Origin of the sequence: Pleomorphomonas sp. JP5 (assembly GCF_023721815.1) — a bacterium.
Lineage (GTDB): Bacteria > Pseudomonadota > Alphaproteobacteria > Rhizobiales > Pleomorphomonadaceae > Pleomorphomonas.
This window is the reverse complement of sequence record NZ_JAMDLI010000022.1, coordinates 590,434-617,158: the sequence shown is the minus strand read 5'-3', so window position 1 is coordinate 617,158 and position 26,725 is coordinate 590,434. Positions and strand designations below refer to the sequence as shown.

The following is a 26,725-nucleotide window of genomic DNA, read 5'->3' as shown; positions in this document are numbered from 1 at the left end:
ACGCCGAACGTCTCCTAGTTCAGATACTCCTCCGAGACCTGCTTTCGGAGAGTCCACATGATCCTGCGATACACAATCCTCTATGTCGCCGACGTTGCTTCTTCGCTCGATTTCTACGAGCGTGCCTTTGCCCTAAAACGCGTTTTCCTGCACGAGTCCGGCGATTACGGTGAGCTTGCCACTGGGGAAACCAAGCTCGCGTTCTCCTCGGTCGCTCTGATGACCCAGCTCGGCAAAACACCCGGCAAACCGAACCCCAAAACGCCCGTCTTCGAGATCGCCTTCGAAACCGCCGACGTGAAAGCCGCCTTCGACCGAGCGGTCGCCGCGGGAGCGAAACCGATACAGGAGGTTCGCGACGAACCCTGGGGGCAGACGACGTCCTACGTCGCCGATCCCGATGGCTATCTCGTGGAGATTTGCTCGCCGGTCCAGTTGCCGAGCGCCGGCTGACCCAAAACCTTCAGCAGCGACTCGTTCCCGCGCAGTTGCACAGGCGTCAGCCCGAACCATCGCGTGAAGTCGCGGGTCATATGCGCCTGATCGCTGAAACCACACTCGTCGGCCATTTCCGCAAGCGGCGCGGCGACGCGGAGTAATCTCGCTGCTTGGCGGACTCGCGCCAGCAATCGCCAAAAGTCGGGTGGCGGCAGATTTCGAGACAGAAAGTGCCTCTGCATCGTTCGGATTGAAACGCCAAGGCTACGAGCCACTGCCGCCACCGTTGCCCCTGGCATGGTTAGCGCCGCGATAGCCTCATCCAGATCGTTCCAATCGCCGCACGCGTCGCCGAGAAGTGTTTCGGCCAGGTCGGGGTTGGCAGCAATCGCCTCGACGACGGGGGCGGAAACATCTGCCCCCGGTTTCAGGCGGTAGCCGGTGATTTCGGTCCCCGGGCGCAACACGGCGGGTCGGGGACCGAAATCGAACTCCGTCAGAAAGACTTCATGAACTCCGCCGGGCTCGCGGACGACCAGAACGTCGCGGCAGCCATCCGGGAACACCACGTGTTGCTCAGCTTCGCGCACCCGATGGTGCCACCTGTGAAATCCGCGACGCGCACTCATTCGAACGACTTAGCAGATGCCAGCGGAGGCTGAACCCGAATGGAATCATGAGGCAATTCGAATGTCACCGGCACGCACCAAGCAAATAAAGGGGTGATGGCGGACGGAGTGAGATTCGAACTCACGGAGGGCTTGCACCCTCGGCGGTTTTCAAGACCGCTGCCTTAAACCACTCGGCCATCCGTCCTTGCCGGCGCGCGACCATGTCGACTTTTCATCGTCTTGGCAAGGGATTCGCTGTCGATATCGCCTTCAGTCGCGCGAGCGAAGGAGTCTCGCCTTCTCGCGGTTCCAGTCGCGTTCCTTGGTTGCCTGCCGCTTGTCGTGCAGCTTCTTGCCCTCGGCCACCGAGATCTCGCACTTGGCCATACCCCGCTCGTTGAAATAGAGGCGGAGCGGCACGATGGTCATGCCCTGGCGCTGGATCGACGCAATCAGCCGGTCGATCTGCTTGCGGTGCAACAGAAGTTTCCTGGGCCGCCGCAGTTCGTGATTGAACCGATTGCCCTGGAGATACTCCGGGATATGGGCATTGTAGAGGTAGGCCTCGCTACCGGCGACACCGACATAGGCTTCGCCGAGGTTGATGCGCCCGGCACGCAGGCTTTTCACCTCCGTGCCGAGCAACATGATGCCCGCTTCCAGCTTTTCGCCGAGCGCGTAGTGATAGCGCGCCGCCCGGTTATCGGCGACGACCTTCCTGTTCGGATCGGCCTTTTTCTTCTTCTGCGCCATCACCTGCTGTCCATCAGCTCAAGAGGCCGGCGTGCTCGAGCGCCTTGCGCAACGCAACTTCCGTCGCAGGCGCCACGGGCACCAGCGGCAGACGCAGCTCGTTCTGCATCTTGCCGATCAGCGACAGCGCGTATTTGGCGCCCTGCGGATTCGGCTCGAGGAACAATGCGTGGTGCAGCGGGTAGAGCTTGTCCTGAATCGACAACGCCTTGGAAAAGTCGCCCGACAGGCAGGCGTTCTGGAACTCCGAGCAAAGGCGCGGAGCGATGTTGGCCGTCACCGAAATGCAGCCGTGACCACCGTGCGCCATGAACGCCAGCGCGGTGCCGTCCTCGCCGGACAGCTGGATGAAGCCGGGGCCCATCGCATGACGCTGGGCGGACACGCGCTCGACCTTCGCCGTGGCGTCCTTGACGCCGACGATGTTCCTGAGCTCGTTGAGCCGGGCCATCGTCTCCACGGACATGTCGATCACCGACCGTCCAGGGATGTTGTAGATGAAGATCGGCAGGCCGACGGCGTCGTTGATCGCCTTGAAGTGCCGGTAAAGGCCCTCCTGGTTCGGCTTGTTGTAATAGGGCGTGACCACAAGAAGAGCGTTCGCCCCCGCCTTCTCGGCGAACTGGGCGAGATCGATGGCCTCGGCCGTGTTGTTCGAGCCTGCGCCGGCAATCACCGGTACGCGGCCGGCGGTCACCTTCACGCAGGTTTCGACCACCCGTTTGTGCTCGTCATGGCTAAGCGTCGGGCTTTCGCCCGTGGTTCCCACCGGAACCAGGCCATGACTACCTTCCGTGACCTGCCAGTCGACGAAAGCCTCGAAGGCTTTCCAGTCGATGGCACCGTCGCGGAAAGGCGTGACGAGCGCGGTGATCGATCCCTTGAACATGATCCCTCTTCATGATGGACTGGGCAGAGTACGAAAGTGCACCCCGGTCCGCAGCCGGCGGACAATAAGGCGAGGTTTGGCGAAGAACAACTGGTCCGCCCGCCTTTGTGAAAAAATGCCACAAAGCCGTGTCACAAAACCGGCTTCACCCCTCCCCGTCGGCGGCGTCAAGGTTTCCTCAACAAAGTGGCGACATGTTGAAGTTAATTTTCACTTGATGAGGGTTGCCATGTACAAGACGCCTTCGCTCGTTGCCGCTCTGCTGATCGCCCTGCCGGCCATGCTGTCGGAGCCGTCGCCGGCCCTTGCCGCCGGTCCTTCCGCCGACATCACGGGCGCCCTGCCGAACCTGTCGCAAAACAACATCGACGGCCTGCGTTCGGCTCTGGACGCACTCGACTCCAAGAACTTGTCCGGGGCTCTCTCAATGGCCGCGCGACTATCCGAGCTCGATCGCGACATCGTTACGTGGATGGCTATCCGCCGGGGGGTCGACGGCCTTACGCCGGGAACGATCACGGACTTCGCTCGTCGTCGGCCCGACTGGCCATCCGTGGAACTGATGCGCCGCCGTGCCGAGCAGGCGCTGTCGGACATGAACCTTTCCCCGGCAGACGAGATCGCCGCCTATGCGGGATCGGCGCCTATCTCGGACAAGGGAACGAAGTCGCTCGCCCGTGCCCTGATCGCCGCCGGACGCAACTCGGATGCGTCGGCCTTGCTGGGCGCCTGGTGGTCGCGGGAACGCTTGTCCCCGGCCGAAGACAAGGCGACGATCGCGGAGTTCGGCAGGGTGCTGACGCGCGCCCAGCACAAGGCGCGCTACGACATGCTGATGTATGCCGATCGCGTCACGCAGGCAGCGGCGCTGTCGCCCTATCTGCCGAACGGGTATGCCGCCCTCGCCGCCGCCAGGACTGCCGTTTTGCGCGGGAGCTCCGACGCCGGCCGCAAACTCGACGCGGTACCGAAGGCGGCCCGCAAGGACCCGCTCTATGCCTTCACGTTGGCCGAGTGGCACCGCCGCGGCGACCGACCGGAGCAGGCGGCCAAGGTCCTTTTGTCGGTCGATGCCAAGGCCACCGCGCTCCATGGCGATGACTGGTGGGTAGAGCGGCGCATCGTTTCCCGCGATCTCGTGGAAAAGAACAGCCATCGCCTTGCCTACAAGGTCGTGGCCAATCACGCCGGCGGCAGCGAGACAACGCGCCAGGAAGCCTATTTTCACGCGGGCTGGTACGCCCTGCGCTTCCTGAAGGACCCTCAATCGGCACTGAGGCACTTCGATCAACTGGAAAAGGTGTCGCAGAAGCCGATCTCCCGCGCCCGAGCCAACTACTGGATTGCACGCGCCGAAGAAGCTGCCGGCCGTACCGAGAATGCGCGCGCCCGCTATGGTCGCGCGGCGGCCGACGAGTTCACGTTCTATGGCCAGCTGGCGCGCGTGAAGCTCGGCCTGCGAAGCCTTGGCCTGCCGCCCGCGCCAAAGCCGACGGAATCCGATCGCGCCGCTTTCGCGCGAACCGATCTTGCCCGCGTTCTGGTGCAGTTGCTCAGGGCAGGTCGTCAGAGCGATGCCAACCTGCTCTATCTTGAACTGGCCAAGACCCTATCCACCGGCGGCCAGGTGGCGCTGCTCACCAGCTTTGCCGAGAGCCAGGGCGATCATCGCCTTGCCCTTCAGATCGGCAAGCTCGCCGCCGACCGGGGGCTTGGGGCGGAGCGCCTTGCCTTCCCGCTCGATGCCATACCCGAAAGCGCCCGCCACCAGACGCAGGTGGAAACGGCGATGGTCTATGGCATCGCCCGCCAGGAAAGCGCCTTCGACCCTCGTGCCCGATCGAGAGCCGGCGCACTCGGCCTTCTGCAGCTGATTCCATCGACGGCCGCCCATACGGCCAAGGCAATCGGCGTCAAATACTCCAAGGATCGCCTCACTAGCGATCCTGGCTACAACGCCACGCTGGGCGCGGCCCATCTACGGGAGTTGCTGGATGAGTTCGGCGGCTCCTACATCCTAACATTCGCCGCCTACAATGCCGGCAAGAGCCGCGTCCGGGAATGGGTTCAGCGCTTTGGCGATCCGCGCAACCCGGGTGTCGATCCCGTCGACTGGATCGAGAGCATTCCCTACGGGGAGACTCGCAACTACGTGCAGCGCGTGCTGGAGAACATCCAGGTCTATCGCGAGCGCCTCGATGGCGCCCGTCTCGCCATAGCCGAAGATCTCCGACGCGGCAGCTGAACCACGCGGCCAAGGCAGAGCAAGCTCGGTGCGCCAGCTCCAAATCGAGGCTCGGTGAAGTGCGTCTCGGCGCAGTCCAGATTCGCCGGCAAAGTCTCGAGCCATGGGCTGAGGCGCACCGAAGCGGCTTGTCCCCAGTCGACCTGCGGAAGGAAATTTCTGAGGAGATTCAGGAGGATTCCGCCTTTTTTGCAAGCGAGGCGCACCGCCTCGACAAAAAGTCGAAAAAGGCCGCTTGACTTCCCCGGAGGCATCCCCTAATTCACCGCTCACCAACACGGAACGCGGCGCTGCCGACAAGACAGCGAGCGGTTCGATACGACCCAGCGGGGGTGTAGCTCAGTTGGTTAGAGTGCCGGCCTGTCACGCCGGAGGTCGCGGGTTCGAGCCCCGTCACTCCCGCCACTTCTTCCAAGAAAACAAATGGAATCATCGCCTAACGCGATGTCTTTCATTTATTGCTTCAACGTCGAATGAAGCCCCGAAGCATCCGCCGTGCTCACGCGTCGAGTCCGACGCCCTCAAGCGGACGCTCGTTTTCATCCCCAACGCTCCAGTCTGATGCCGCCTTGTCCCCAGCAATGCCGCCAGGTCGCTTGAGGAGAGCTGCGAGAGGCTCCAATGCCCATCTCACCGCCAAGAAGGCCGTCGATGAAGGCAAGGTGGCATTACAGGGCAAGAGGCTACGCGTACGAAGAGGTCGTGTCCCGAGGCTTCCGATGGATTCGCGCGCCTGTACTCAGCCGCCGCCATTCAGGATGGCATGCGTTGGCAATACCTCGATGCCGCCGGGGGCGATCAGGCCACTCCAAACCCAGTTGTGATGCTCGATGACGGCGCGGGCGTTCAGATGCGGTCGATCGGAGACCGTGTGCGCATCGGCAACCGGGATCACCGATCGACCGAGCGTAACAGCCCGCCGCACGGTGGCATCGACGCAGAAATCGGTTGCCCAGCCGGTCACGAACAGACGCTCCGCGCCAAGATTGCCGAGGATCTCCGAAAGCGGACTGTCGTGGAACGGATCGTTGAGCGTCTTGGGAACCACGAGATCGTCGGGCGCGCGCCGCAGCTCGGGGAGGAACCGCCAACCGGGAGTGCCCGGTTCGAAGCTGTCGCCCTCTTCGCCGGTGTGCTGGATGAACACCAGTCGCCCGCCCCGCTTGCGGATGGCAACGCCTAGGGCGTTGATGCGGCCGACGACGCCAAGAAGGTCGTATTTGGGCGATCCTTCTCTGAGACCAGCCTGCATGTCGACGACGAGCATCACGTCCATATCGGCCTCCTCGCCGCTCCATCCTTCCAGGGACCTCCAGCCAACCATGGCCGGACCGCCTTGACCATCCGGGCAAATCCCTGTGCCGTGCAACAATCGCCGGCAGTGGAGCTTGTGGGCGTGGCGCAAGCCGATTTTGCTTGCCGCACCCACGCGATTCCTGTAATGAGCCCGCGATCGTTCAAGATGGACGATACCCGGCTGGGGGCTGAACGGAAGGTGACCGCGTCGCAAGACAAGGTCTCTGGATCCCGAAACAAAGGATCGTCTTCCCGTGTCTCCGCTCTCGATCTCGTATCTGTGGAGCCTTTCGGAGGGTTCGCAGAGGCTTGGCGCCGGGTGGTCAATGAACCGAGAAAGGCTGTACCGACATGGCGCTCTACGAGCACGTGTTCCTGGTCCGCCAGGACGTTTCCGCCCAGCAGGTGGAAGCGATCGCTGACCAGTACAAGGCCGTCATTGAAAGCAATGGCGGCGCGGTTAAGAAGGTGGAGAACTGGGGCCTGCGCGCCCTCGCCTACCGCGTCAAGAAGAACCGCAAGGCTCACTACGTCCTGTTCAATCTCGATGCGCCGCACGCGGCCGTCGCCGAGATGGAGCGTCAGGAGAGCCTCAGCGAGGACATCCTCCGCACGATGACCATTCGCGTCGACGAACTGGAAGAAGGCCCGTCGGCCATGCTCCAGAAGCGCGACCGTGACGAGCGCGATGGCGGCCCCGGTGGTCGTGGCGATCGTGGTGGATTCCGCGGTGGCGATCGTGGCCCGCGCCGCGACCGTGCTCCCCGTCGTGAAGCCGAAGCTGGGGATATGGAATAATCATGGAAATCACCTCCCTCCCCGCCGCTCGCCGTCCGTTCTTCCGTCGCCGGAAGACCTGCCCGTTCTCCGGTGCCAACGCGCCGAAGATCGACTACAAGGACGTGCGTCTGCTGCAGCGTTACATTTCCGAGCGCGGCAAGATCGTTCCCTCCCGCATCACAGCGGTGTCGGCCAAGAAGCAGCGCGAGCTCGCCCAGGCGATCAAGCGCGCCCGCATCCTCGGCCTGCTGCCGTTCATCATCAAGTGATGACGGGCGCCTGATGGCGCGTTGAACCTTCCGGCGTCGCGAAATGTCGCGGCGCCGTTCCTGCAAAGTTGGGATGCGGCCATCCGGCTCGGCACCCCTAACCGCCCGGCGGCATCGGCCGTCGATCACAGCATCGATCGTTTCATCGGCGATCGCGCGGGACAGCGAGACCAAAGTGAACGGACTTCTTCTCGGCATCGCCGCAGGTGCCGCCTCCGCTCTGCTTTTCGCGGCCGTTACAAGTGGCGGTGCCCTTGGCACGCCGCTGTTCTTCATGTCCGCGCTTCCTGTCGCCATCGTCACAATCGGCTGGGGCACGCTTGCTGGCATCATCGCCGTGCTGGCGGGTTTGATCGGTCTCTGGGTTTTCGTGTCCTGGAAGGCGGCCCTGCTGCACGCACTGGTGATCGCCGGCCCCATGGCCTTCTATGGCTATCTTGTCGGTCTTGGCCGGCCGCTTGATCCGGAGGGGCGAAGCTTCGAGTGGTACCCGCTCGGGCGCGTCTTCACCGTCATGGTGCTGATAACCGCTGCGACCATCGTTGGCGTCGGCATGGTGGTCGGCTTTGACATCCACGCGACCGCCTCCGACGTTGCCGACATGCTCGTGGCCATGGCCCAGGCCTCCGGCGAACCCGGCGCTCCCACCCGCGAAGATCTCTTGCCCGCCCTGCTCGTCTACATGCGCCTGATGCCCTTTGCGCTCGGCATGTTCTGGCTGGTGCTGACGGCGTTCAATCTCTGGCTGGGCGGTCGCGTCGTGCGTTTGTCGGGACGTCTCAAGCGCGGCAACGATTCCATTGCCGAAACGCTGTCCCTGCCATTGTGGATGGTGGGCTTGTTCGTGGGCGCCGCTCTTCTCGCCAGCCTCGATGGCTCGATCGGTCTTATCGCCGGTGTGATCGCGGGGTCTGCGGGCATGGGCTTTGCGATGGTCGGCTTCGCCGTCCTCCACGTTTTCCTGCGCGGAAACCCGGCCGCCCCGCTCATCCTGGGCGTCACATATGGCGCCACATTCGTCCTTTCCATTCCTCTCATTCCGCTGGTCATTGCCGGCATTCTAGACGGTCCGCTCGGCCTCAGGGCCAAGCGGCTCAACCAACGACCGGGTGCCTGACGGCCTCGATCCCCGAAACGGCGGCGACGCCACAACAGACAGAACGGAGTATAGAAAATGAAGGTCATCCTTCTCGAGCGCATCGGCAAGCACGGCACCCTCGGCGAGACGGTCAAGGTCCGCGACGGCTTCGCCCGCAACTACCTGCTGCCGCAGGGCAAGGCGCTGCGCGCCACCAAGGAGAATCAGGCCCGCTTCGATCGTGAGCGCGCTGCCCTCGAGGCCCGCAATGCCGAGCGCAAGTCGTCGGCCGAGCAGATCAAGATCGGTCTCGACCAGCGTTCCTTCGTCGTGGTTCGTCAGGCTGCCGAGACCGGTCAGCTCTACGGATCCGTCGCTGCCCGCGACATCGTCGACATTCTGGCCGCTGCCGGCGAGACCATCACCCGTTCGCAGGTGGACATCAACGCGCCGATCAAGAACCTCGGCGTCCACAACGTCGAGATCGTGCTGCATGCCGACGTTCGCGCCACCATCACCCTCAACATCGCTCGCTCCGAGGACGAGGCCCAGCGCCAGGCCAAGGGCGAAGACGTGACCGCCGGCGCCCGTGAGGACACCTTCGTGCGCGAAGTCGGTTCGGTGCTCGACGACGAAGGCATGGACCGCGAAGAGCTCTGAGCCGGCTACGGTTCGATACCTTCGTCTGAGATCGACCCCGGGACACCGAGTCCCGGGGTTTTTCTTGTCAAAACAAGCACAAGCCGGTTCCCACTCGACGGACTCGTTCGAAGGCGAGAGTCAATGATCTCCTTCGGAGAAATCCGACTCGTTTGTGAATATCGGGGTCAGTCGCCACTGCCGCCCCCTGTCAGCACTTCGGCTTGATACTGTCGTTCCCTCGTTTGCCAGCAGGAACCCGTCCGCCCCATGTCCACCATCCGCCGCGTCGAAGATCAGGCAACCGCGCTCGCACGTAGTGCGCCACATAACGTCGAGGCGGAACGGCAGTTGCTCGGCGCCATGCTGATGAACAACGAGACGTTCTTCCGCGTCTCCGACTTCCTTGAGCCGCCGCATTTCTTCATCGAGCAGCACAAGGCGATCTACGAGAAGATCGGCCAGCTCATCCGGGGCGGCAAGGTCGCTTCGCCCATCACGCTAAAGACCTTCTATCCGGCCGACTATCAGATCGCCGAGATGCCGGTGACGCAGTATCTGTTGCGGCTTGCCTCCGAGGCGACCACCATCATCAACGCCGAGGATTACGGCCGCATCATCCACGACCTTGCCGTCCGCCGCGACCTGATCCGCATCGGCGAGGACATGGTCAACATCGCCTACGATGCGCCGATCGACATGCCGCCCCGCGCCCAGATCGAGGATGCCGAGCGCAGGTTGTTCGGCATCGCCGAGAGCGGCCGCTATGAAGGCGGCTTCCACACCTTTTCCGACGCCTTGCGCGAAGCCATCGACATGGCCGCCGCCGCCTACCAGCGCGACGGTCATCTGTCGGGCATCGCCACCGGCCTTGCCGATCTCGACCGGACGATGGGCGGCTTGCAGCGGTCCGACTTGATTATCCTCGCCGCTCGCCCCGCCATGGGCAAAACCTCGCTCGTCACCAACATCGCCTTCAACGTCGCCAACGCCTACGAGGCCGCCGAACAGCCGGATGGTTCCCTGAAGACGGTGAACGGCGGCATCGTCGGCTTCTTCAGTCTCGAAATGTCGTCCGAGCAGCTCGCGACGCGTATTCTCGCCGAGCAATCGGAAGTGTCTTCGTCCGACATCCGCCGAGGCAACATCGACGAGAATCAGTTCGCGAAACTGGCCGCCGTCGCCCAGCGCATGCAGACGCTGCCGCTCTACATCGACCATACCGGCGGCATCTCCATTGCCCAGTTGGCCGCCCGCGCCCGTCGTCTGAAGCGCCAGCGCGGCCTGGACGTCGTCATCGTCGACTACCTGCAGCTGCTCTCGGGTTCGGCGCGGTCCGCGCAAGGCGGCCGCGTGCAGGAGATCACCGAGATCACCACTGGCCTCAAGGCGCTGGCCAAGGAACTGGCGGTGCCGATCATCGCCCTGTCACAGCTGTCGCGTCAGGTCGAAAGCCGCGATGACAAGCGGCCGCAGCTCTCGGACTTGCGTGAATCCGGCTCGATCGAGCAGGACGCCGACGTTGTGATGTTCATCTACCGCGACGAATACTACATGCAGTCGCGCATGCCGAAGGAAGGCACCGAGGATTTCTTCAAGTGGCAGGCCGAGATGGACCGCGTCACCGGCAAGGCCGAGGTGATCATCGGCAAGCAGCGCCACGGCCCCACGGGCACCGTGCAGCTCGCCTTCGACGCTTCGGTCACCCGCTTCTCCGATCTTGCCAAGGACGATTACCTGCCCGAACGCTTCGAGTGACGGTCGACCACTGAAAAGACAAAGGCCCCGGCAGCTCGATGCTCCGGGGCCTTTCGTGTTCAACCCCATTGCCACGCCCCTTCTCGTGGCGGGACGGTCGCCGACCTCAGGTCGCGCGTTTCAAACGCGATGGCTGTCAAGTCATGGGTCGATAGTCTCATACGCGATCGCCCCGGCGCGCAATGTGCCGGGGCGAACCTTTTCTACCGAGCGCCTGGGGAGGCGGCTCACAAGACCGTTCAGTTCTTCTTGGTATCTTCCAGGAAGAAGCGGCCAAGCGGGTTCTGATCGAAGTTCTCGATGTTCGCCCGCGACACGTTGCGGTAGGGGCTATAGTAGAGATCGATCCAGTTGACGTCGTCCTTGGCCATCTTCTGGAGGTCGATATACATCTGCTCGCGCTTCTTGGGATCCATCTCGACGCGCGCGGCACCAACCAGTTCCTTGACCGTCGGATTGTTGTAGCGGGTCATGTAGTTCATGTTGCTGTCGTGACCGAGCACGAAGGTCGTCTTCTGGTCCGGGTCCAGCACGTCGTTGGTCCAGTACATGACCGAGATATCGTAGTCGCCAGCGATCAGCATGTCCCAGCTCTGGCTCGGATCGACCTTCTGCAGGTCCACCGTGACACCGGCCTTGGCAAGCTGCTGCTGGAGAAGAACGGCGATCTGTTCGTCGACTTCGTCACCTGCGTTGACGACGTAATTGAGCTTGAGATCGGCTGCGCCGGCGTCGGCCAGCATGGCCTTGGCCTTCTCCGGATCATACGGGCGCTGGAGGTTGTCCGCGTAATGGTAGAGGGCGCCCTTCGGAATGTAGGAGTAGGCGACCTCGCCGAGACCAAAGGTCACGGCATCGACGATCGCCTTCTTGTCGATCGCCATGTCCAAGGCCTGACGGACTTCCTTCTTGGCGAGAGCGCCATGTTCGTGGTTGATCAACAGGTGATCTTCGCGCGTCGAGGTGTCCAGGTGGATCTTGAGGTTGGGATCCTTCTGAAGCTCGGCGATACGGGAGAACGGCACGAAGATGGCGGTGTCGATCTCACCGGCCTGCACCTTCAGCATGCGCGTGTTGTCGTCGGGAATGGAGATCCACTCGACACCATCGAGGCTGACATTGGCGGCGTCCCAGTAGTCCGGGTTCTTGACCAGGATGACGCGATCGCCGCGCCGCCATTCCTTGACGGCAAAGGCGCCAGAGCCGATCGGGGCCTCGCCGAACGCGTCCTCGCCCATGTCCTCGACGACCTTCTTGGGGAGCACCGAAACGTTGGGCAACGCGAGCGAGGCGAGGAAAGGCGCCGACGGGCCGGTCAGCTTGATGACCAGCGTCTTCGGATCGGCAGCGGTCGCGGTATCGACGATCTTGTAGCTATCGGCCCAGAGCGAACCGGGATTGTCGCGGATGCGCAGGATGGAGAAGGCGGCATCCTCGGCGGTCACCGGATCGCCGTTGGAGAACTTGGCGTCGCGAAGCTTGAAGGTATAGGTCAGGCCGTCGTCGGATACGGTCCAGCTTTCGGCAAGGCCGGGGATCAGCTTGGTGCCGGTCTTGTCGACGCGCACCAGCACGTCGAACACGTTGGAGAACACCCAGTTGTCAACATTCTGGGCGGTCTTGATGGGATCGAAGGTCGTGCCGTCCTCGCGGCGGCCGATGGTCAGCACGCCGGCAGCCTCGGCGATCGATGCCCCGAAAACAAGGGTGGCGAGAACGGTCGCCACAGTGAGTTTGGTCCACTTTGCGGTCATGTCGAGTTCCCTTCTGGTTATGTTGCTTCGCCCGTGACGAGCCCAGGCGTTTCTTCGTCAAACTCTTCCCCACCTTTCGGAGACAGAAGCGGCTTGTCCGGATCGATGTCCGGAATGGCGTCGATCAGCGCCCGCGTGTAGGCCTCTCGCGGCGCGGCGAACACCTTGTCGGTTGCCCCCTCCTCCACGATCTCGCCGTGGTACATCACCACCACCCGCTCGCAGAGGCTGCGAACGATGGCGAGGTCGTGGGCGATGAAGAGCAGCGTCAGGTTGAGACGCTTCTTGAGATCGCGGAAGAGGTCGACGATCTGCGCCTGAATGGTCACATCGAGGGCGGCGACACATTCGTCGGCGACAATCAGCTTGGGATTGACCGCCAGCGCGCGAGCGATGCCGGCCCGCTGGCACTGGCCGCCGCTCATGGACAGCGGCTTTCGGTCTGCAAACTCGCGTTCGAGGCCAACGAGATCGAGAAGCTCGCCGATACGCTCGGGAATCTTCTCCTTCGGCACGCTCTCCTGCACGGCGAGCACTTCGGCCAGCATGGCGCCGATGGTGAGGCGCGGATTGAGCGCGTTGTAGGGGTCCTGGAACACCATCGCCGTCTCGCGACGAAGCTTCCTCAGCGCCTTGGTCCGCTCGGTGACGATGTCGGCGCCGTCGAAGGCAACGTGTCCCTCGGAAATCGGTGTCAGGCCAAGCAGAGCACGTGCCAGAGTCGATTTGCCGGAACCACTCTCGCCGACGATTCCGACGGTCTCGCCGGGCATCACCTGCAAGCTGACACCCTTCACGGCCGAGAATTCACGCGGCCCACCGGAGAACAAGGCCCGACCGGTCACCGGAAAGCGAACGTGAAGGTCATCGATCTCAATCAGCGGTCGCGCCTTCGAGGCGGCGTTGTCGTTCGGAGCGACGGCCGTCCCCTGTCGCGCCGGCATCGAAGGATGAGAGGCGATCAGGTTCTGCGTGTAGGGATGCTGTGGCTGGCCAAGAACATCGCGCTTGTCGCCAATCTCCAGCAATCGCCCGTGCCGGAGCACGGCGATGCGGTCACAGGTCTGGGCGACGATGCCAAGGTCGTGGGTGATCATGATCACCGACAGACCGCGAGTCTCCCTCAAATCCATCAGGAGTCTCAGGATCTGCGCCTGAATGGTGACGTCGAGCGCCGTCGTCGGCTCGTCGGCGATCAGGATGCGGGGATCGCAGGAGAGCGCGACACCAATCATCGCCCTCTGACGCATGCCGCCCGAAAACTCGTGCGGATAGCCGTTGTATTGCCGGCTCGGATGCGGAAAGCCGACTTGCGCCAGAATATCCAGCGCTACTGCCCTCGCCTCCTTGCCATCGACGCCGCGATGGACGCGGATGCCCTCGGCGATCTGGTCGCCGATCCGCATCAACGGATCGAGATGGCTGGTCGGGTTCTGGAAGATCATGCCGATGTCGCGACCACGCACCGAACGGATCTCGGCCTCGGACACTTGCGTGATGTCGCGCCCATCCAGCGTCACTGTGCCCGCGGTGATCTTCAGCTTGGGCGACGGCATCAGCCGGACCAGAGACCGGCAGGTCAGGCTCTTGCCCGAACCGCTTTCGCCGACAAGGCCCAGGATTTCGCCCTTGCCGAGATCGAATGACAGGTTGTCGATCAGCGTGCGCGGGCCGTCCTCACCAGAGAAGACGACGCTGAGGTCGCGGACGGAGAGCAGTGCCTCGCTCATTCGCGCACTCCCAGAAGATCGCCAAGGCCATCGCCAGTCAGCGAAAACCCGAAAGCCAGAGTCACGATGGACAGGCCGGGGAACAGCGTGATCCACCAGGCCGTGGTGATGAAGCTCTGCCCTTCCGCCACCATCACGCCCCACTCGGCGATCGGCGGCTGCACGCCGAGACCGAGGTAGCTGATGGCCGCGCCTGACAGCAGCACCAGCACGCAGTCGGACATCGAAAACACCACCGATCCCGCAATGGCGTTGGGCAGCAGATGACGGAACATGATGCGTGGTCCGGAGAAGCCGAGGCTGAGCGCCGCCGTTGCGTAGTCCACGGTCTTCAGCACCAGCATCTGCGCCCGGATCAGCCGTGCGTAGGAAACCCAGCCGACCAACGCCATGGCGATATAGAAGCTCTTAAGTCCCGGACCGAGAATGGCGATGATGGACAGCATCAGCACCAGGAAGGGAAAGGCGAGAATGATGTCGATGAAACGCATGAAGGCAATGTCGACCTTGCCGCCGAGATAGCCGGCGATGGTGCCAACCGTCGTGCCGATCAGGAAGGGAAAGAGCACCCCGATCACCGCGATCTGCAAGTCGACGCGCGCGCCCCAGATGACGCGCGAGAAAATGTCGCGTCCAAAGTTGTCGGTCCCGAAGGGGTGCCCCCAGGACGGCGGCTGAAGGCGAAGGTCGCCGTTCTGGAGGATCGGGTCAAACGGCGCGATCAGCGGCGCGAGCAACGCGATGACGACGAACAGCGAGAGAAGGATCAGGCCGGCGAGCAACGTCGGCCGCCGGCGAACCGCCTTCCAGGCAGGAACAAGCGCGGCGCTCATTGCTTCACCCTCGGATCGATGGCCACGGTGACGATGTCGGCGATGAAATTCACCAGCACGGTCGCGCAGGCGAACACCATGGCGACGCCCTGGACCACCATGTAGTCCCGCGAGAAAATGGCCCGGACGAGCAACTGCCCCATGCCCGGCAACGCGAAGACGCTTTCAACCACCACCGTGCCGCCGATCAGCCAGCCGATGTTGACAGCCAGCAGGTTGACGGTCGGCACCAGCGAGTTGGGCATCACGTGCCGCCAGAAGACGACGCTTTCCGGCATGCCGCGCGCCCGCGCCGCCGTGGCGAGATCGCCCTTCAGTTCGGCGATCATCGCCGTCCGGAGCGAGCGGATCAGCACCGTCGACAGCGACAGGGCGATGGTCAGCGACGGCAGGATCAGATGGTAGAGCTTGTCGGCAAGGTTCTCGCCATAACCGGACACAGGGAACAGGTCGAGCCGCACGGAAAAGAAGATGATCAGCATCAGCGCCAGCCAGAACGGCGGGAAACCGATGCCGAAGGTCGAGATGAAGCGCACCGCGTGGTCGGCGGGGCCGCCGTTCGACCGGGCGGCCAGCGAGGCAAGCGGTACGGCAATCACGAGAGACAGCAGTACCGAACAGAGCACCAGCGCCAGCGTCGGTTCGATGCGGGTGGTGATCAGCCTCAGCACATCGATCTTGTAGAGAATCGATTTTCCCATCTCGCCGTGGGCGAGGTTCTGGAGAAAGTAGAGGTATTGCAGCCATATCGGCTGGTCGAGGCCGTATTGGGCGCGAATGGCCGCGATGGCAGCCGGCGTCGACTTGGTTCCCAGCAACACGCGCGCCGGATCGCCGGGAATGAGGCGCACAAGAACGAAGGTGATTATGCTGATGCCCAGCAGCACCGGCAGGAACTGCAGGGGACGGTAGAGGACGAACTTATACCGGTGCATCGTGGCTCCCGGGCTTGGCAACGATTGTCATGGATAGGGCGAACGTCATCGCTGGCTGTGTTTCCCCAGGAAGGCAAGAAGCGCAGGGTAGTAATCCCCCGGGTTCTCGTAAAATGGCATGTGGCTCGCATTGGCGAACACCTTGAGCTCGGCATCCGGCAAGTGCAGCTTCATGCGCAACGCGCAGGCCGGCGTCAGCTCGTCATGCTCGCCGCAGGTGATCAGCGTGGGCACGGTAATCCTATGGAGGTCCGGAACGCGGTTCCAGTCCTTGAGATTGCCGGTGTAAAGAAACTCGTTCGGCCCCTGCATGGTACCGTAGGGCCCCATGTTCCAATCCGAAAGCGATCGATTGACCGGCGCCGGCCATTCCTTCAGGCGGCAAACGTGGCGATAGTTGAGCAGCGTGATCGCCGCGAGATACTCCGGGTGATCGATGGTCCCGGCTGCCTCGTGCGCCTGCATCATTGCCACGGTCTCGGAGCCAAGCGCGCCGCGCAGGCGTTCGAGCTCGGTGACGAGGTGCGGCATGTCGGCGACTGTGTCCTCAAGGATCAGCGTCTTGATCGCATCCGGATAGGTCAGCGCATAGTCGATGGCGAGCCATCCGCCCCAGGAATGTCCCAGGAAGTGAACCTTGCCGAGGCCGAGGGTCCGCCGCACCGTCTCCGTTTCCTCGACATAGCGGCCGATCGTCCAGAGGCTGGGGTCGGTGGGGCGATCGGACGCACCGGTGCCGAGCTGGTCGAAGGCGACGACGCGATAGCCATGATCGACCAGACAAGAGTGGGCTTCGCGCAGATAATCGCAAGGCAGTCCCGGACCGCCGTTGGCGAGAAAGACCACATCGTCGCCCGCGCCGAACTCGTAGGCCACGACGTCATGGCCATCGACCTTCACCACGTGCATGGCATCGGGGGCGATTTCCCGCCACATGCGCGACCTCCTCAATCCGTTTCAAAGCCCAGGATTTGAGCGTGATCAAATTTTGGATGAATTGACGCTCAACACCAGCTATTAGAAGTGATAGGGTTGGGCCGATGGATGAGCCTGAGCCGCCATCCGGTAGGCGTTTCACTCCGGAGTAGCTATAGATGTCTGTCGACATGGCCGCCATCAGAGAGCGGCTTGCCACCAACGAAGATCTGGAAGGGTGTATCGACCAAGCCTTTGACATAGTGAAGGGCTTCGGTTTCGACGCGCTCATCTATGACTACACGCCGGTGCCCTACGACGTCGACGGCAGCATGAACATCCCCTCGCTTCTGAAGCTCAGAAACATACCAGAGGACATGCACGAGTACTGGTGCGGTCGCGGCTATTTCCGGTTCGATCCGGTGCAGCAGCTCGCTCTCCGGACATCGACTCCCTTCTTCTGGGACTACGATCGTACCGCCGACACGGCGATCCGCCGCTATCTCTGCGACGACAGTCGCCCAGTCGAGAGCTACCTGAGGGATAGGGGCCTGACGTCCGGCGTCACGGTCCCCGTGCATCTGCCGCGAGGAGATTATGCGACCGTCACTGGTGTTCGCTTCGGAGCCGGCAGCGACTTCCAGCGCACGGCGGAGGGCGCTATCGCCGATTTCGGGTTGCTCGCCCATCTCTTCCACGAAACGGCCTATTCGGCCTTCGATGCGCCGGCCCGCGTCGGCGCCATGCCACGGCTGACCGATCGCGAGCGCGAATGCTTGCGCCACTCCGCCGAGGGACTCTCCGCCAAGGAAATCTCACGCATCATCGACCGCTCGGTGCCGACAGTCGTGATGCATCTCAACTCGGCGATCCGCAAGCTTGGCGCCCGCAACCGCACCCAGGCCGTCGTGCGCGCCATCCACTACCGTCTGCTGGACGAACCCCGGACCTATAACTTCTGATAGCTGCTGCTTAGCTTTTCGTCGCACTATGTTTTTGCTCAACACATATGCAGCGGAGAGTGAACGGTGGTTGAAGTCGTGGAAGGATTTGCGCCCTTTGGCGCTTACGAAACCTGGTACCGTGTCAGTGGTTCGCTGTCGTCTCCCAGGTTGCCCCTGATCATCGCCCACGGCGGTCCGGGCTGCACGCACGACTATGTCGACAGCTTCAAGCGCATCGCCGACTTGGACGGTCGCGCCGTCATTCACTACGACCAGCTTGGTTCCGGCAACTCGACCCACCTGCCCGACAAGGGAAAGGACTTCTGGACGGTCCAGCTGTTTCTCGATCAGTTGGAAGCCCTGCTCTCCCATCTCGGCATCGCCGACCGCTACGCCTATCTCGGCCAGTCCTGGGGCGGCATGCTCGGTGCCGAACATGCCGTGCGCCGGCCGAAAGGCCTCAAGGCGCTGATCATCGCCAACTCGCCGGCCAACATGCACACCTGGGTGAGCGAAGCCAATCGTCTGCGCGAGGAACTTCCGCCCGAGGTTCAGGCGACGCTTCTGAAGCACGAAACGGACGGCACCATCACCCATCCGGACTACATTGCCGCGTCGAGGGTGTTCTACAGCCGTCATGTCTGCCGCCTCGATCCCTGGCCGAAGGAGGTGAGCCGTACCTTCGAGCTGATGGACCTCGACAACACCGTCTACATCAACATGAACGGCCCCACCGAGTTCCACGTCATCGGCACGATGAAGGACTGGACCATCGAGGATCGACTTCCACTCATCAATGTGCCGTCTCTGGTGATCTCCGGAAAATACGACGAGGCGACGCCCGAAGTCGTGCGCCCCTTTGTCGAAAAGGTCCCGGGTATCCGCTGGGTGCTGTTCGAGCATTCGAGCCACATGCCGCATGTCGAAGAAGAGGCGAAATGCCTCGCGACCGTGTCGGACTTCCTGAAGGCCGTGGAGGACTGACAGCCAGCGTACTCGCCCTCCGCAAATGTGGAGCCAGCCACCCCGGAGGGCTGCGCCGCCCTCGCCTTCCACATCGCCGCGACGGAAGCGAGGGCGGTCCCCATGAGGCGTCGGCGCTCTTTTGCCGACAAGACGTCAGCATGCTGAGGAGCGACCATGACCTGGAAGACCGCCCGCCGTTCCTTCTACTATGACGGCGCCCCCGAACCCGAGGACCCTGTGCTCGTCGCCGGCAAGGTGGCACTCCTCGTCATCGACGTGCAGAATGTCTACCTTGACCGCCCAGATCCTGCGACGCTGTTCGGAGAGGATCTCACCCGCTATCGCGCCTGGACGCCGTTCCACGAACGCATGCATGGTACCGTGATCCCGGCGATCCGGAAGCTGTTAGAGGCCTTTCGCGGCCGTGGGCTCGATGTGCTCTATGCCCGTATAGCAGCGCTGCGCGAGGATGGGCGCGACCGTTCGTTGAGCCAGAAGAAGCCGGGCTGGAACAACATCTTGCTGCCCAAGGACGGGCTCGCGTCGCAGATCGTGCCGACCATCTCGCCTCAAGGCGACGAAATCGTCGTGACCAAGACCTCCGACAGTGCGCTCACGGGAACCAATCTTCGACTGGTACTCTCGAACCTCGGCGTCACTCATGTGGTCTGTTGCGGCATCTTTACAGACCAATGCGTCGCCTCGACGGTACGCAGCCTCGCCGACGAGAGCTTCGACGTCATCGTGGCCGAGGACGCCTGCGCGGCGGGCACAATGGACCTGCACGACCATGAGCTCGAGATCATGAACATGATCTACTGCTCGGTCATGAGCACCGACGAGGCGATCGCCTATCTGCCAGGCTGACGGCGACCGCCTTTTCTCGTTACCTCGTCATCCGACGGCCGCTGTCGTCCTCGAAGAAGTGAAGTCTGTCGGCGGCTACCGCAACCTTCATCTCGTCGGCGAGCGGCAGATCCGGCGACAGTGCCATGGTGAGGTGGCGGCCTTCAACGGACCCGTGAACCAGCCGCAGGGCTCCCAGTTCCTCGATATAGCGCACGGCAAAGGGCACCCCGGTACCGGGCGCCGCTGGCTGAATGTCTTCGGCGCGAAGACCGACGATCAGTTTGCCATCCTTGACGCCGGAGATCCCGTTCGCGACCACCTGCCCGCCAATCGCCACCGAGCCCCCCATCACCTCGGCCTCGGCGAGGTTCATCGCCGGTGAGCCGATGAAGCTCGCCACGAAGGTCGAGGCGGGGTTGTGATAGACGTCGAGCGGTCGGCCAACCTGTTCGATGCGTCCGCCGTTCAATACGACGATGCGATCGGCCAGCGTCATCGCCTCAAGCTGGTCGTGCGTCACATAGACGGACGTTACCCCCAAGCGCCGCTGCAACTGGCGGATCTCGCCGCGCATGGACACGCGAAGCTTGGCATCGAGATTGGAAAGCGGTTCGTCGAACAGAAAGGCATCGGGCTTGCGGACGATGGCCCGTCCCATGGCGACGCGCTGGCGCTGACCACCGGAAAGCTGCTTCGGCTTGCGCGTGAGGTAGGGCTCAATCTCCAGCATGCGCGCTGCTTCGGCCACACGGGCATCGATATCGGCCTTGGGAACCCCACGATTTCTTAGGCCATAGGCGAGATTGTCGTAGACGCTCATGTGCGGATAGAGCGCATAATTCTGGAACACCATGGCGATGTTGCGCGCCGCCGGGTCGATTTCATTAACCACCCTGCTGCCGATGGAGACGGTCCCCGAGGTGATCGTTTCCAGGCCGGCGAGCATCCTGAGCAGCGTCGACTTGCCGCAGCCGGACGGACCGACAAGCACGATGAACTCGCCTTCGGCGATCGACAGGCTCACATCCGAAACGGCTCGAACGCCGCCAGCATAAACCTTGCTTACGCCGGTGATCTCAATGGCGGACATTCTTACTTCTCCGTTTCGATAAGGCCTTTGACGAACAGGCGCTGCATGCCGACCACCACGATCACCGGCGGTAACAATGCCAGCACCACCGTTGTCATGACGACATTCCACTGCGGCAGCGCGTCGGCGACGTCCGACATGCGCTTGATGCCCATGACGATGGTGTAGTGGCTGGATTTGGTGGTGACCATCATCGGCCAGAGGTACTGGTTCCAGCCGTAGATGAAGAGAATGACGAACAGCGCGGCGATGTTGGTGCGGCTGAGCGGAAGCAGGATATCGCGGAAGAACTTGAGCGGCCCCGCCCCGTCGATGCGCGCCGCCTCCATCAGCTCTTCCGGCACCGTCAGGAAGAACTGCCGGAACAGGAAGGTAGCCGTCGCCGAGGCGATCAGAGGGACGGTCAGGCCGGCGTAGCTGTCGAGCAGGCCGAGGTCGGCCACCACCTTGAAGGTCGGAACGATGCGCACCTCGACCGGCAGCATCAGCGTCACGAAGATCATCCAGAAGGCAACTGCGCGGAAGGGAAAGCGGAAGTAGACGATGGCGTAAGCCGACAGGATCGAGATGGCGATCTTGCCGAAGGCAACGCAGAGCGCCATGACCAGCGAGTTCCACAGCATGCCACCGAGCGGCGGTGCGCCGGAGCTGGACAGACCATCGGTCAGCATCGAACGGTAGTTCGCAATCGTATCGCTGCCGGGCAGCAGGGGAACCAGCCCCGACATGAAGTCGTTGGGACCATGCGTCGAGGCGATGACTGCGACATAGACTGGGAACGCGACGAGCAGCACGCCAGCAATCAGCACGGCATGGGCGAGCGCGTCGAGCCACGGATGGCGGTCGATCATGGCCGACTCCTCAATAGTTTACCTTGCGCTCGACCCACTTGAACTGGATCACCGTGAGCGTCACGACGATGGCCATCAGCACCACGGACTGTGCGGCCGACGAGCCGAGGTTGAGGCCGATGAAGCCGTCGACGAACACCTTGTAGACAAGGATGTTGGTCGACTGGGCCGGGTTGCCCCCCGTGGTGGCGTGGATCACCGGGAAGGTGTCGAACATCGCGTAGACGAGGTTGATGACGGCGAGGAAGAAGGTGGTGGGCGACAGCAGCGGGAAGACGATGGTGAAGAAGCGTTTCACGGGGCCGGCGCCGTCGATGGCCGCCGCCTCGATCATCGACTTCGGAATCGCCTGCAGGCCGGCCATGAAGAACAGGAAGTTGTAGGAAACCTGCTTCCAGCTCGCGGCGATCACGACCAGGATCATCGCATCCGTCGGCTGAAGGGAGTGGTCCCAGCGATAGCCGACCGCGGCGAGGAGATAGGGCAAGAGGCCGATACTGGGGTTGAACAGAAACCACCACATGATGCCGGCGACGGCCGGAGCCACGGCATAGGGCCAGACCAGGAGCGCCGCGTAGATGCGACTGCCCCGAACGAGGCGGTCGAGACAGACGGCGAAGACAAGGCCAAGACCGACCGACAACAGCGTGACGGCCGGCGCGAAAATGGCGGTCACCTTCAGTGAGTTGAGGTAGGTCGGGTCGTGAAGGAGGTCGGCGTAGTTGGCCAGACCGACCCATGTCGTCGACAGGCCGAAGGCGTCCTCACGCTGAAACGACTGGATGACGGCCTGACCTGCCGGCCACAGGAAGAAAATGACGGTCACGGCGAGCTGCGGAAAGAGGAACGCATAAGGCAGCAGGCGGTTGCCGAAGACGGTGCGCTTGGTCTGCATGAAGGAAACCGGATCGAGAAACGCGGGCGCGGCGTGCTTTTGCCAATACCCGCAAGAAGGCCGGCGCCGGACGGGAGGCCCGCCGGCGCCGGATGTCACATTGAAGCCGAGGATCAGCCGTTCGCGGCGCGGAAGTCTGCGATCAGCTTGTTGCCGCGCGTCACAACCGAGTCGAGCGCGTCCTTGGGGCTCTTCTGGCCGGCGAGCAGATTCTGGAACTCCTCGTCGATCACGTCGCGGATCTGCACGTAATTGCCGAAGCGCAAGCCCTTGGAGTTGTCGGTCGGCGGGTTGAGCGTGATCTGCTTGATGGCAACGTCCGAGCCAGGGTTCTTGGCGTAGTAGCCTTGCTCCTGGCCGAGCTTGTAGGCCGCCTCGGTGATCGGCAGGTAACCCGAGTACTGGTGCCAGTCGGCCTGCACTTCCGGCGACGACAGGAAGCTGAAGAAGTCGGCGACACCCTTGTACTCGGCTTCGTCATGCCCTTTGAGAACCCAGAGGGTGGCGCCACCGATGATCGAGTTCTGCGGAGCGCCCTGAACGTCGGAATAGTACGGCAGCATGCCGAAGCCGACCTCGAAGTCCTTGGAGTTGGCGATCACGCCGGCGCGCGAGGCCGACGAGTTCATGTAAATGGCGCATTCCTGGCTGTAGAACTTCGGGGGAGCGTCGTTGCCTCCGGCCGGACCGCCATACTGGAACAGCCCTTCGTCCTGCCACTTCTTGAGATTGGTCCAGTGACGGACCTGCAGGTCGCCGTTGACGGTCAACTCGGCATCCATGCCGCCGATGCCGTTCTGGAGGGTGCCGATCGGCTTGTTGTGCCAAGCCGAGAAGTTCTCAAGCTGTACCCACGAGATCCAGCCCGTGGTGAAGCCGCACTTGGCAGCGCCCGACGACATGATCTTCTTGGAGTAGGACTCGACGTCTTCCCACGTCTTCGGCGGCTGCTCGGGGTCGAGGCCGGCCTTCTTGAAGACATCCTTGTTGTAATAGAGGATCGGGGTCGACGAGTTGAAAGGCATCGACAGCATGTTACCGTCGGCATCGGTGTAGTAACCCACCACGGCGGACAGGAAGGCCTTCGGATCGAACGTGGCTCCGGTGTCCTTCATCAGCTGATAAACGGGATAGATGGCGCCCTTGGCGGCCATCATCGTACCGGTACCAACCTCGAACACCTGCACGATGTCGGGCTGCTGCTTGGCGCGGAAGGCGGCGATGGCAGCCGTCATCGTCTCGGGATAGGACCCCTTGTAGACGGCGGTTACCTTGTACTCGTCCTGCGAGGCGTTGTACTTGGCGACGATCTCGTCGAGCTTCTTGCCGAGCTCGCCACCCATGGCGTGCCACCAGGTGATTTCGGTGGCGGCAAAGGAGGATCCGGACAAGAAGGTCAGGGCAAGTCCGGCGATGAGGGACCGCGTCAGCATGGCGTCTTCCTACTCTCGAGGTTGTCGGTGACGGCAAGCAGTAGGAGCGGCTTGTGACAGAGGCATTGCCGCTGCATGACGGTTCGATGACGCCCGCGGGCGCGGGGGGACACATCTCTCTTCCGCCACGCGAACCGCGACCGGGATCTGGAAAAGATGAAGGCCAGCAGGTTGTTCCGGCTCAGCCCCGACTAGCGGTCACGACGAGGCGCCTCAAGGGCTGAATCTTTCGTCTATGCGTATTTTTGCCTATTTGCACCAGAGGTCGCTCCCCTTCCCGCCCCTGGCAAAGAAAATCCACCCAACGGTCCGATCAGAGGGTCGACCACTCAATATCCAACTCGCCAACAGCAAGGCAACATGGGCGCGCGTGGAGACAGACGCGCCTCATCTATCTTAAGAGAGTAAGGATTATTTACAATCAACGACAGAACCGTCAAGTGTTAGCGACAGAATAGACAGAACAACATAAGATATACGTAAGCCAAAAAGCACAACCACACACACTTGTATCGGTTCATCTTAAGACATAAAACCGCACAACGATAAGTATCTCGACATTTGTTCAGCCCTGCCCCCAGCCGCGTGAAGTTCGGCATTCGAATAAACGGCAACTTAACCTCGAGTATCCTGAAATGTGCCTACACATTTTGAACGCGCGGTTCAGGCAAGAAAATTGGCTGAGCGATTGCTTTGGGGAGAGAGAGATGCGCTGGACTGTTGGCAAACTCAAGGTGAAGGCCTTGCGGCTCGGCATATCCGGAAAGATCGTTTCCGGCTTCCTGGTAGCGCTAGCGCTAATGGTTGTCGTAGCCGGCGTTTCACTCAGGACCTTTTCCCAGTCGAACAGCGTGGTGACGGACCTAGCCACCCGCAACGTCGAAGTCAGCATCGCCAACGACATCCAGGCGAAGTTCCTCGAGTATCGTCGCCTCAGCCGAGAGCTCATCTACACCTCGCTTCCCGGGACGGCCCAGGCCACCGAAAAGCAAGCCGAGATTCTGCGGACCGCCATCGCTGACGGCATCGCCAAGGTTTCCGATTTCGGGCAGCGCGACACCCTGCAGGAACTGAGCCTCGAGTTCGAATCCTACGCGACGGAACTTGCCCGCATCGGCTCGGAGAAGGCCAAGCTGGCGACTATGCGCGCCCAGTCCATGGAGCCGGCCATCGCCGCCGTGCAGAAAGGCCTTGAAGATGTTGCAGCCATCGCGCTGGCAACCAGCGACGCCTCGACGCGCGACACCGTGAACGAGATCCTGCGACTTGTGCTTCTGGTGCAAAATCAGGCGAACGTCGCCCTCGCCAACCTTGACGAGGAATCCGTTCAGGCGGCGCTCGACACGTTGACCACCGCCGATAGCTGGATCGACTCCTCGGCCAAGTCGGGCCCCAAGGAGTTGCGTTCGACATTTGCCGAACTGCTGGGCAAGGCGCAGCAGTTTGAATCGGACTTCACCGTCATCCAGGCATCAAGCCTCCAGAACATCAAGGACGTCGCGGCCCTCAGCGACAAGGTCGGCAGCATCATCGACACGCTGAACGCCTTCATGGGCGTTGCCAACAAGAGCCAAGCCGCCCTGCAGGCGAAGTCGGAACAGATGCTCGCTTCGTCCGAGACGATGTTGTGGGGAATTTCGGCCGGAGGTCTCGTTATTGGCCTCGTCTTCGCCGTTCTCCTCGGTCGTGGTATCTCCCGGCCGATCGTGTCGATCACTCGCGCCATGCAGCGCCTGTCCGCCGGCGAGTTGGACGTGACCATCCCCGGGCTCGGCCGGACGGACGAAGTCGGCACCATGGCCGCGACGCTGAACGTCTTCAAGGAAGGGCTGGCCGAGAACGAACGACTGCGCATCGAGCAGGATCATGCCAAGGCGGCGACCGAGGAACGCCGTCGCGGGGAGATGAGCCAACTCGCCGACGCCTTCGAGATGGCCGTGGGTGGTGTCGTCCAGTCCGTGGTCAGCGCCTCCTCCCAGCTGCAGCTCGCAGCGCGTTCCATGACCTCGGCGACCGAAGAGGTATCCGGTCAGTCGATCACCGTTGCGAGCGCGGCCGAAGAGGCATCCACCAATGTGGAGACGGTGGCCGCCTCCGCCGAGGAGCTCGCCTCTTCCATCGGCGAGATCAAGCGGCAGGCCGATGAAAGCACCCGTGTCGCCTCCCGCGCGGCCAGCGATGCTCAGGACACCGCCAACCGGGTTCGGGAACTGGCCGAAAGCGCCAATCGCATCGGCGAAGTGGTCAATCTCATCGACAACATCGCCAGTCAGACCAATCTCCTGGCGCTGAATGCCACCATCGAGGCTGCGCGCGCTGGCGAGGCGGGCAAGGGCTTCGCAGTGGTTGCCGCCGAAGTGAAGCAGCTCGCCGACCAGACATCGAAGGCCACCTCGCAGATCTCCCGGCAGATCGGCGAGATCCAGTCCTCGACGCAGAACTCGGCCGAAGCGATCGTCGGCATCACCTCGATCATCGAGCAGCTCAATGCCATCGCCTCGTCGATCGCGGCGGCCGTCGACCAGCAAGGCGCCGCGACCAACGAGATCGCGCGCAACGTCGCCCAGGCTTCGTCGGGTACCCATCAGGTGTCCCAGAACATCGTCGGCATCACCCAGGCGGCGACCGAGACTTCCAGCGCGGCGACGCAGGTGCTGTCCTCGGCCGACGATCTCGCCCGCCAGTCGGATACGCTTCGCGACGAGGTCACCCGCTTCCTGTCCTCGGTGCGTAGCGCCTGAAGAATTCTGTCTGACAGACTTCTCGCGGCGGCT

General features: G+C 62.6%; 24 protein-coding genes and 2 tRNA genes. 12 read left to right on the top strand and 14 right to left on the bottom strand.

Annotated elements, in window-relative coordinates:
• Nucleotides 1-57: 57 nt before the first annotated feature.
• Complete coding sequence (locus M4J40_RS22275; RefSeq protein WP_251756597.1) at nt 58-453, top strand: VOC family protein; 396 nt, start codon at nt 58-60, stop codon at nt 451-453.
• Here M4J40_RS22275 and M4J40_RS22270 read toward each other — a convergent pair.
• The 4 genes from M4J40_RS22270 to dapA form a co-directional block, all read right to left on the bottom strand.
• Nucleotides 405-1,028, bottom strand: a complete 624-nt coding sequence (locus M4J40_RS22270) for an AraC family transcriptional regulator (RefSeq protein WP_251756596.1) — start codon at nt 1,026-1,028, stop codon at nt 405-407. The two genes, M4J40_RS22275 and M4J40_RS22270, sit on opposite strands and share 49 nt — an antisense overlap.
• A gap of 136 nt (nt 1,029-1,164) precedes the next feature.
• Nucleotides 1,165-1,254 (bottom strand) — tRNA-Ser (locus M4J40_RS22265).
• Nucleotides 1,255-1,319: 65 nt separating this feature from the next.
• Nucleotides 1,320-1,802, bottom strand: a complete 483-nt coding sequence (gene smpB / locus M4J40_RS22260; protein WP_251756595.1) for an SsrA-binding protein SmpB — start codon at nt 1,800-1,802, stop codon at nt 1,320-1,322.
• 13 nt (nt 1,803-1,815) lie between these two features.
• A complete protein-coding gene (gene dapA / locus M4J40_RS22255; protein WP_251756594.1) occupies nt 1,816-2,691 on the bottom strand; it encodes a 4-hydroxy-tetrahydrodipicolinate synthase in 876 nt (291 codons plus the stop codon).
• A 229-nt stretch (nt 2,692-2,920) separates the two neighbouring features.
• Here dapA and M4J40_RS22250 point away from each other — a divergent pair, with 229 nt between their 5' ends.
• Together M4J40_RS22250 and M4J40_RS22245 are read left to right on the top strand one after the other, a co-directional pair.
• A complete protein-coding gene (locus M4J40_RS22250) occupies nt 2,921-4,936 on the top strand; it encodes a lytic transglycosylase domain-containing protein (protein ID WP_251756593.1) in 2,016 nt (671 codons plus the stop codon).
• 328 nt (nt 4,937-5,264) lie between these two features.
• Nucleotides 5,265-5,341: transfer RNA gene (locus M4J40_RS22245), tRNA-Asp, on the top strand.
• A 334-nt stretch (nt 5,342-5,675) separates the two neighbouring features.
• Here the strand turns inward: M4J40_RS22245 and M4J40_RS22240 are convergent.
• A complete protein-coding gene (locus M4J40_RS22240) occupies nt 5,676-6,212 on the bottom strand; it encodes an isochorismatase family protein (protein WP_251756592.1) in 537 nt (178 codons plus the stop codon).
• Between the two features lie 371 nt (nt 6,213-6,583).
• On the opposite strand from M4J40_RS22240, the gene rpsF reads away from it, so the two are divergent.
• From rpsF to M4J40_RS22215, 5 genes are all read left to right on the top strand, one after another.
• Nucleotides 6,584-7,030: a 30S ribosomal protein S6 gene (rpsF, locus tag M4J40_RS22235; protein ID WP_251756591.1), complete on the top strand. Its 447-nt coding sequence runs from the start codon at nt 6,584-6,586 to the stop codon at nt 7,028-7,030.
• A gap of 2 nt (nt 7,031-7,032) precedes the next feature.
• Nucleotides 7,033-7,281, top strand: a complete 249-nt coding sequence (rpsR, locus tag M4J40_RS22230) for a 30S ribosomal protein S18 (protein ID WP_084632951.1) — start codon at nt 7,033-7,035, stop codon at nt 7,279-7,281.
• A gap of 175 nt (nt 7,282-7,456) precedes the next feature.
• Nucleotides 7,457-8,398 carry a hypothetical protein gene (locus M4J40_RS22225; RefSeq protein ID WP_251756590.1) on the top strand — a complete coding sequence of 314 codons (942 nt, stop codon included), beginning with the start codon at nt 7,457-7,459 and terminating at the stop codon, nt 8,396-8,398.
• Nucleotides 8,399-8,455: 57 nt separating this feature from the next.
• Nucleotides 8,456-9,019, top strand: a complete 564-nt coding sequence (gene rplI / locus M4J40_RS22220) for a 50S ribosomal protein L9 (protein ID WP_251756589.1) — start codon at nt 8,456-8,458, stop codon at nt 9,017-9,019.
• A 249-nt stretch (nt 9,020-9,268) separates the two neighbouring features.
• Nucleotides 9,269-10,756 (top strand): replicative DNA helicase, encoded by a 1,488-nt coding sequence (locus tag M4J40_RS22215; protein WP_251726262.1) that lies wholly within the window; start codon nt 9,269-9,271, stop codon nt 10,754-10,756.
• A 239-nt stretch (nt 10,757-10,995) separates the two neighbouring features.
• Here M4J40_RS22215 and M4J40_RS22210 read toward each other — a convergent pair whose 3' ends face one another.
• From M4J40_RS22210 to M4J40_RS22190, 5 genes are read right to left on the bottom strand one after another with little or no spacing between them, the layout of a single operon-like run.
• Complete coding sequence (locus M4J40_RS22210; protein ID WP_251756588.1) at nt 10,996-12,510, bottom strand: ABC transporter substrate-binding protein; 1,515 nt, start codon at nt 12,508-12,510, stop codon at nt 10,996-10,998.
• Between the two features lie 17 nt (nt 12,511-12,527).
• Nucleotides 12,528-14,240 (bottom strand): ABC transporter ATP-binding protein, encoded by a 1,713-nt coding sequence (locus M4J40_RS22205; RefSeq protein WP_251756587.1) that lies wholly within the window; start codon nt 14,238-14,240, stop codon nt 12,528-12,530.
• Nucleotides 14,237-15,073: an ABC transporter permease gene (locus M4J40_RS22200; RefSeq protein ID WP_251756586.1), complete on the bottom strand. Its 837-nt coding sequence runs from the start codon at nt 15,071-15,073 to the stop codon at nt 14,237-14,239. Before M4J40_RS22200 ends, M4J40_RS22205 begins: the two co-directional genes overlap by 4 nt.
• On the bottom strand, nt 15,070-16,008 hold the full coding sequence (locus tag M4J40_RS22195) for an ABC transporter permease (RefSeq protein WP_251756585.1): 939 nt from the start codon (nt 16,006-16,008) through the stop codon (nt 15,070-15,072). Before M4J40_RS22195 ends, M4J40_RS22200 begins: the two co-directional genes overlap by 4 nt.
• Nucleotides 16,009-16,053: 45 nt before the next feature.
• Complete coding sequence (locus tag M4J40_RS22190) at nt 16,054-16,944, bottom strand: proline iminopeptidase-family hydrolase (RefSeq protein ID WP_251756584.1); 891 nt, start codon at nt 16,942-16,944, stop codon at nt 16,054-16,056.
• 158 nt (nt 16,945-17,102) lie between these two features.
• Here M4J40_RS22190 and M4J40_RS22185 point away from each other — a divergent pair, with 158 nt between their 5' ends.
• From M4J40_RS22185 to M4J40_RS22175, 3 genes are all read left to right on the top strand, one after another.
• Nucleotides 17,103-17,885 (top strand): LuxR family transcriptional regulator, encoded by a 783-nt coding sequence (locus M4J40_RS22185; RefSeq protein WP_251756583.1) that lies wholly within the window; start codon nt 17,103-17,105, stop codon nt 17,883-17,885.
• Nucleotides 17,886-17,951: 66 nt separating this feature from the next.
• On the top strand, nt 17,952-18,851 hold the full coding sequence (locus tag M4J40_RS22180; protein ID WP_251756582.1) for a proline iminopeptidase-family hydrolase: 900 nt from the start codon (nt 17,952-17,954) through the stop codon (nt 18,849-18,851).
• Nucleotides 18,852-19,007: 156 nt separating this feature from the next.
• A complete protein-coding gene (locus tag M4J40_RS22175) occupies nt 19,008-19,700 on the top strand; it encodes a cysteine hydrolase family protein (protein WP_251756581.1) in 693 nt (230 codons plus the stop codon).
• A gap of 19 nt (nt 19,701-19,719) precedes the next feature.
• Here the strand turns inward: M4J40_RS22175 and M4J40_RS22170 are convergent, their stop codons facing one another.
• The 4 genes from M4J40_RS22170 to ugpB form a co-directional block, all read right to left on the bottom strand.
• On the bottom strand, nt 19,720-20,772 hold the full coding sequence (locus M4J40_RS22170) for an ABC transporter ATP-binding protein (RefSeq protein ID WP_251756580.1): 1,053 nt from the start codon (nt 20,770-20,772) through the stop codon (nt 19,720-19,722).
• A gap of 2 nt (nt 20,773-20,774) precedes the next feature.
• Nucleotides 20,775-21,623: a sn-glycerol-3-phosphate ABC transporter permease UgpE gene (gene ugpE / locus M4J40_RS22165; RefSeq protein ID WP_251756579.1), complete on the bottom strand. Its 849-nt coding sequence runs from the start codon at nt 21,621-21,623 to the stop codon at nt 20,775-20,777.
• A gap of 10 nt (nt 21,624-21,633) precedes the next feature.
• Complete coding sequence (gene ugpA, locus M4J40_RS22160; RefSeq protein WP_251756578.1) at nt 21,634-22,518, bottom strand: sn-glycerol-3-phosphate ABC transporter permease UgpA; 885 nt, start codon at nt 22,516-22,518, stop codon at nt 21,634-21,636.
• 113 nt (nt 22,519-22,631) lie between these two features.
• Nucleotides 22,632-23,951, bottom strand: a complete 1,320-nt coding sequence (gene ugpB, locus M4J40_RS22155; protein ID WP_251756577.1) for a sn-glycerol-3-phosphate ABC transporter substrate-binding protein UgpB — start codon at nt 23,949-23,951, stop codon at nt 22,632-22,634.
• 707 nt (nt 23,952-24,658) lie between these two features.
• On the opposite strand from ugpB, the gene M4J40_RS22150 reads away from it, so the two are divergent.
• Nucleotides 24,659-26,692: a methyl-accepting chemotaxis protein gene (locus tag M4J40_RS22150; RefSeq protein WP_251756576.1), complete on the top strand. Its 2,034-nt coding sequence runs from the start codon at nt 24,659-24,661 to the stop codon at nt 26,690-26,692.
• The last annotated feature ends 33 nt before the right edge of the window (nt 26,693-26,725 follow it).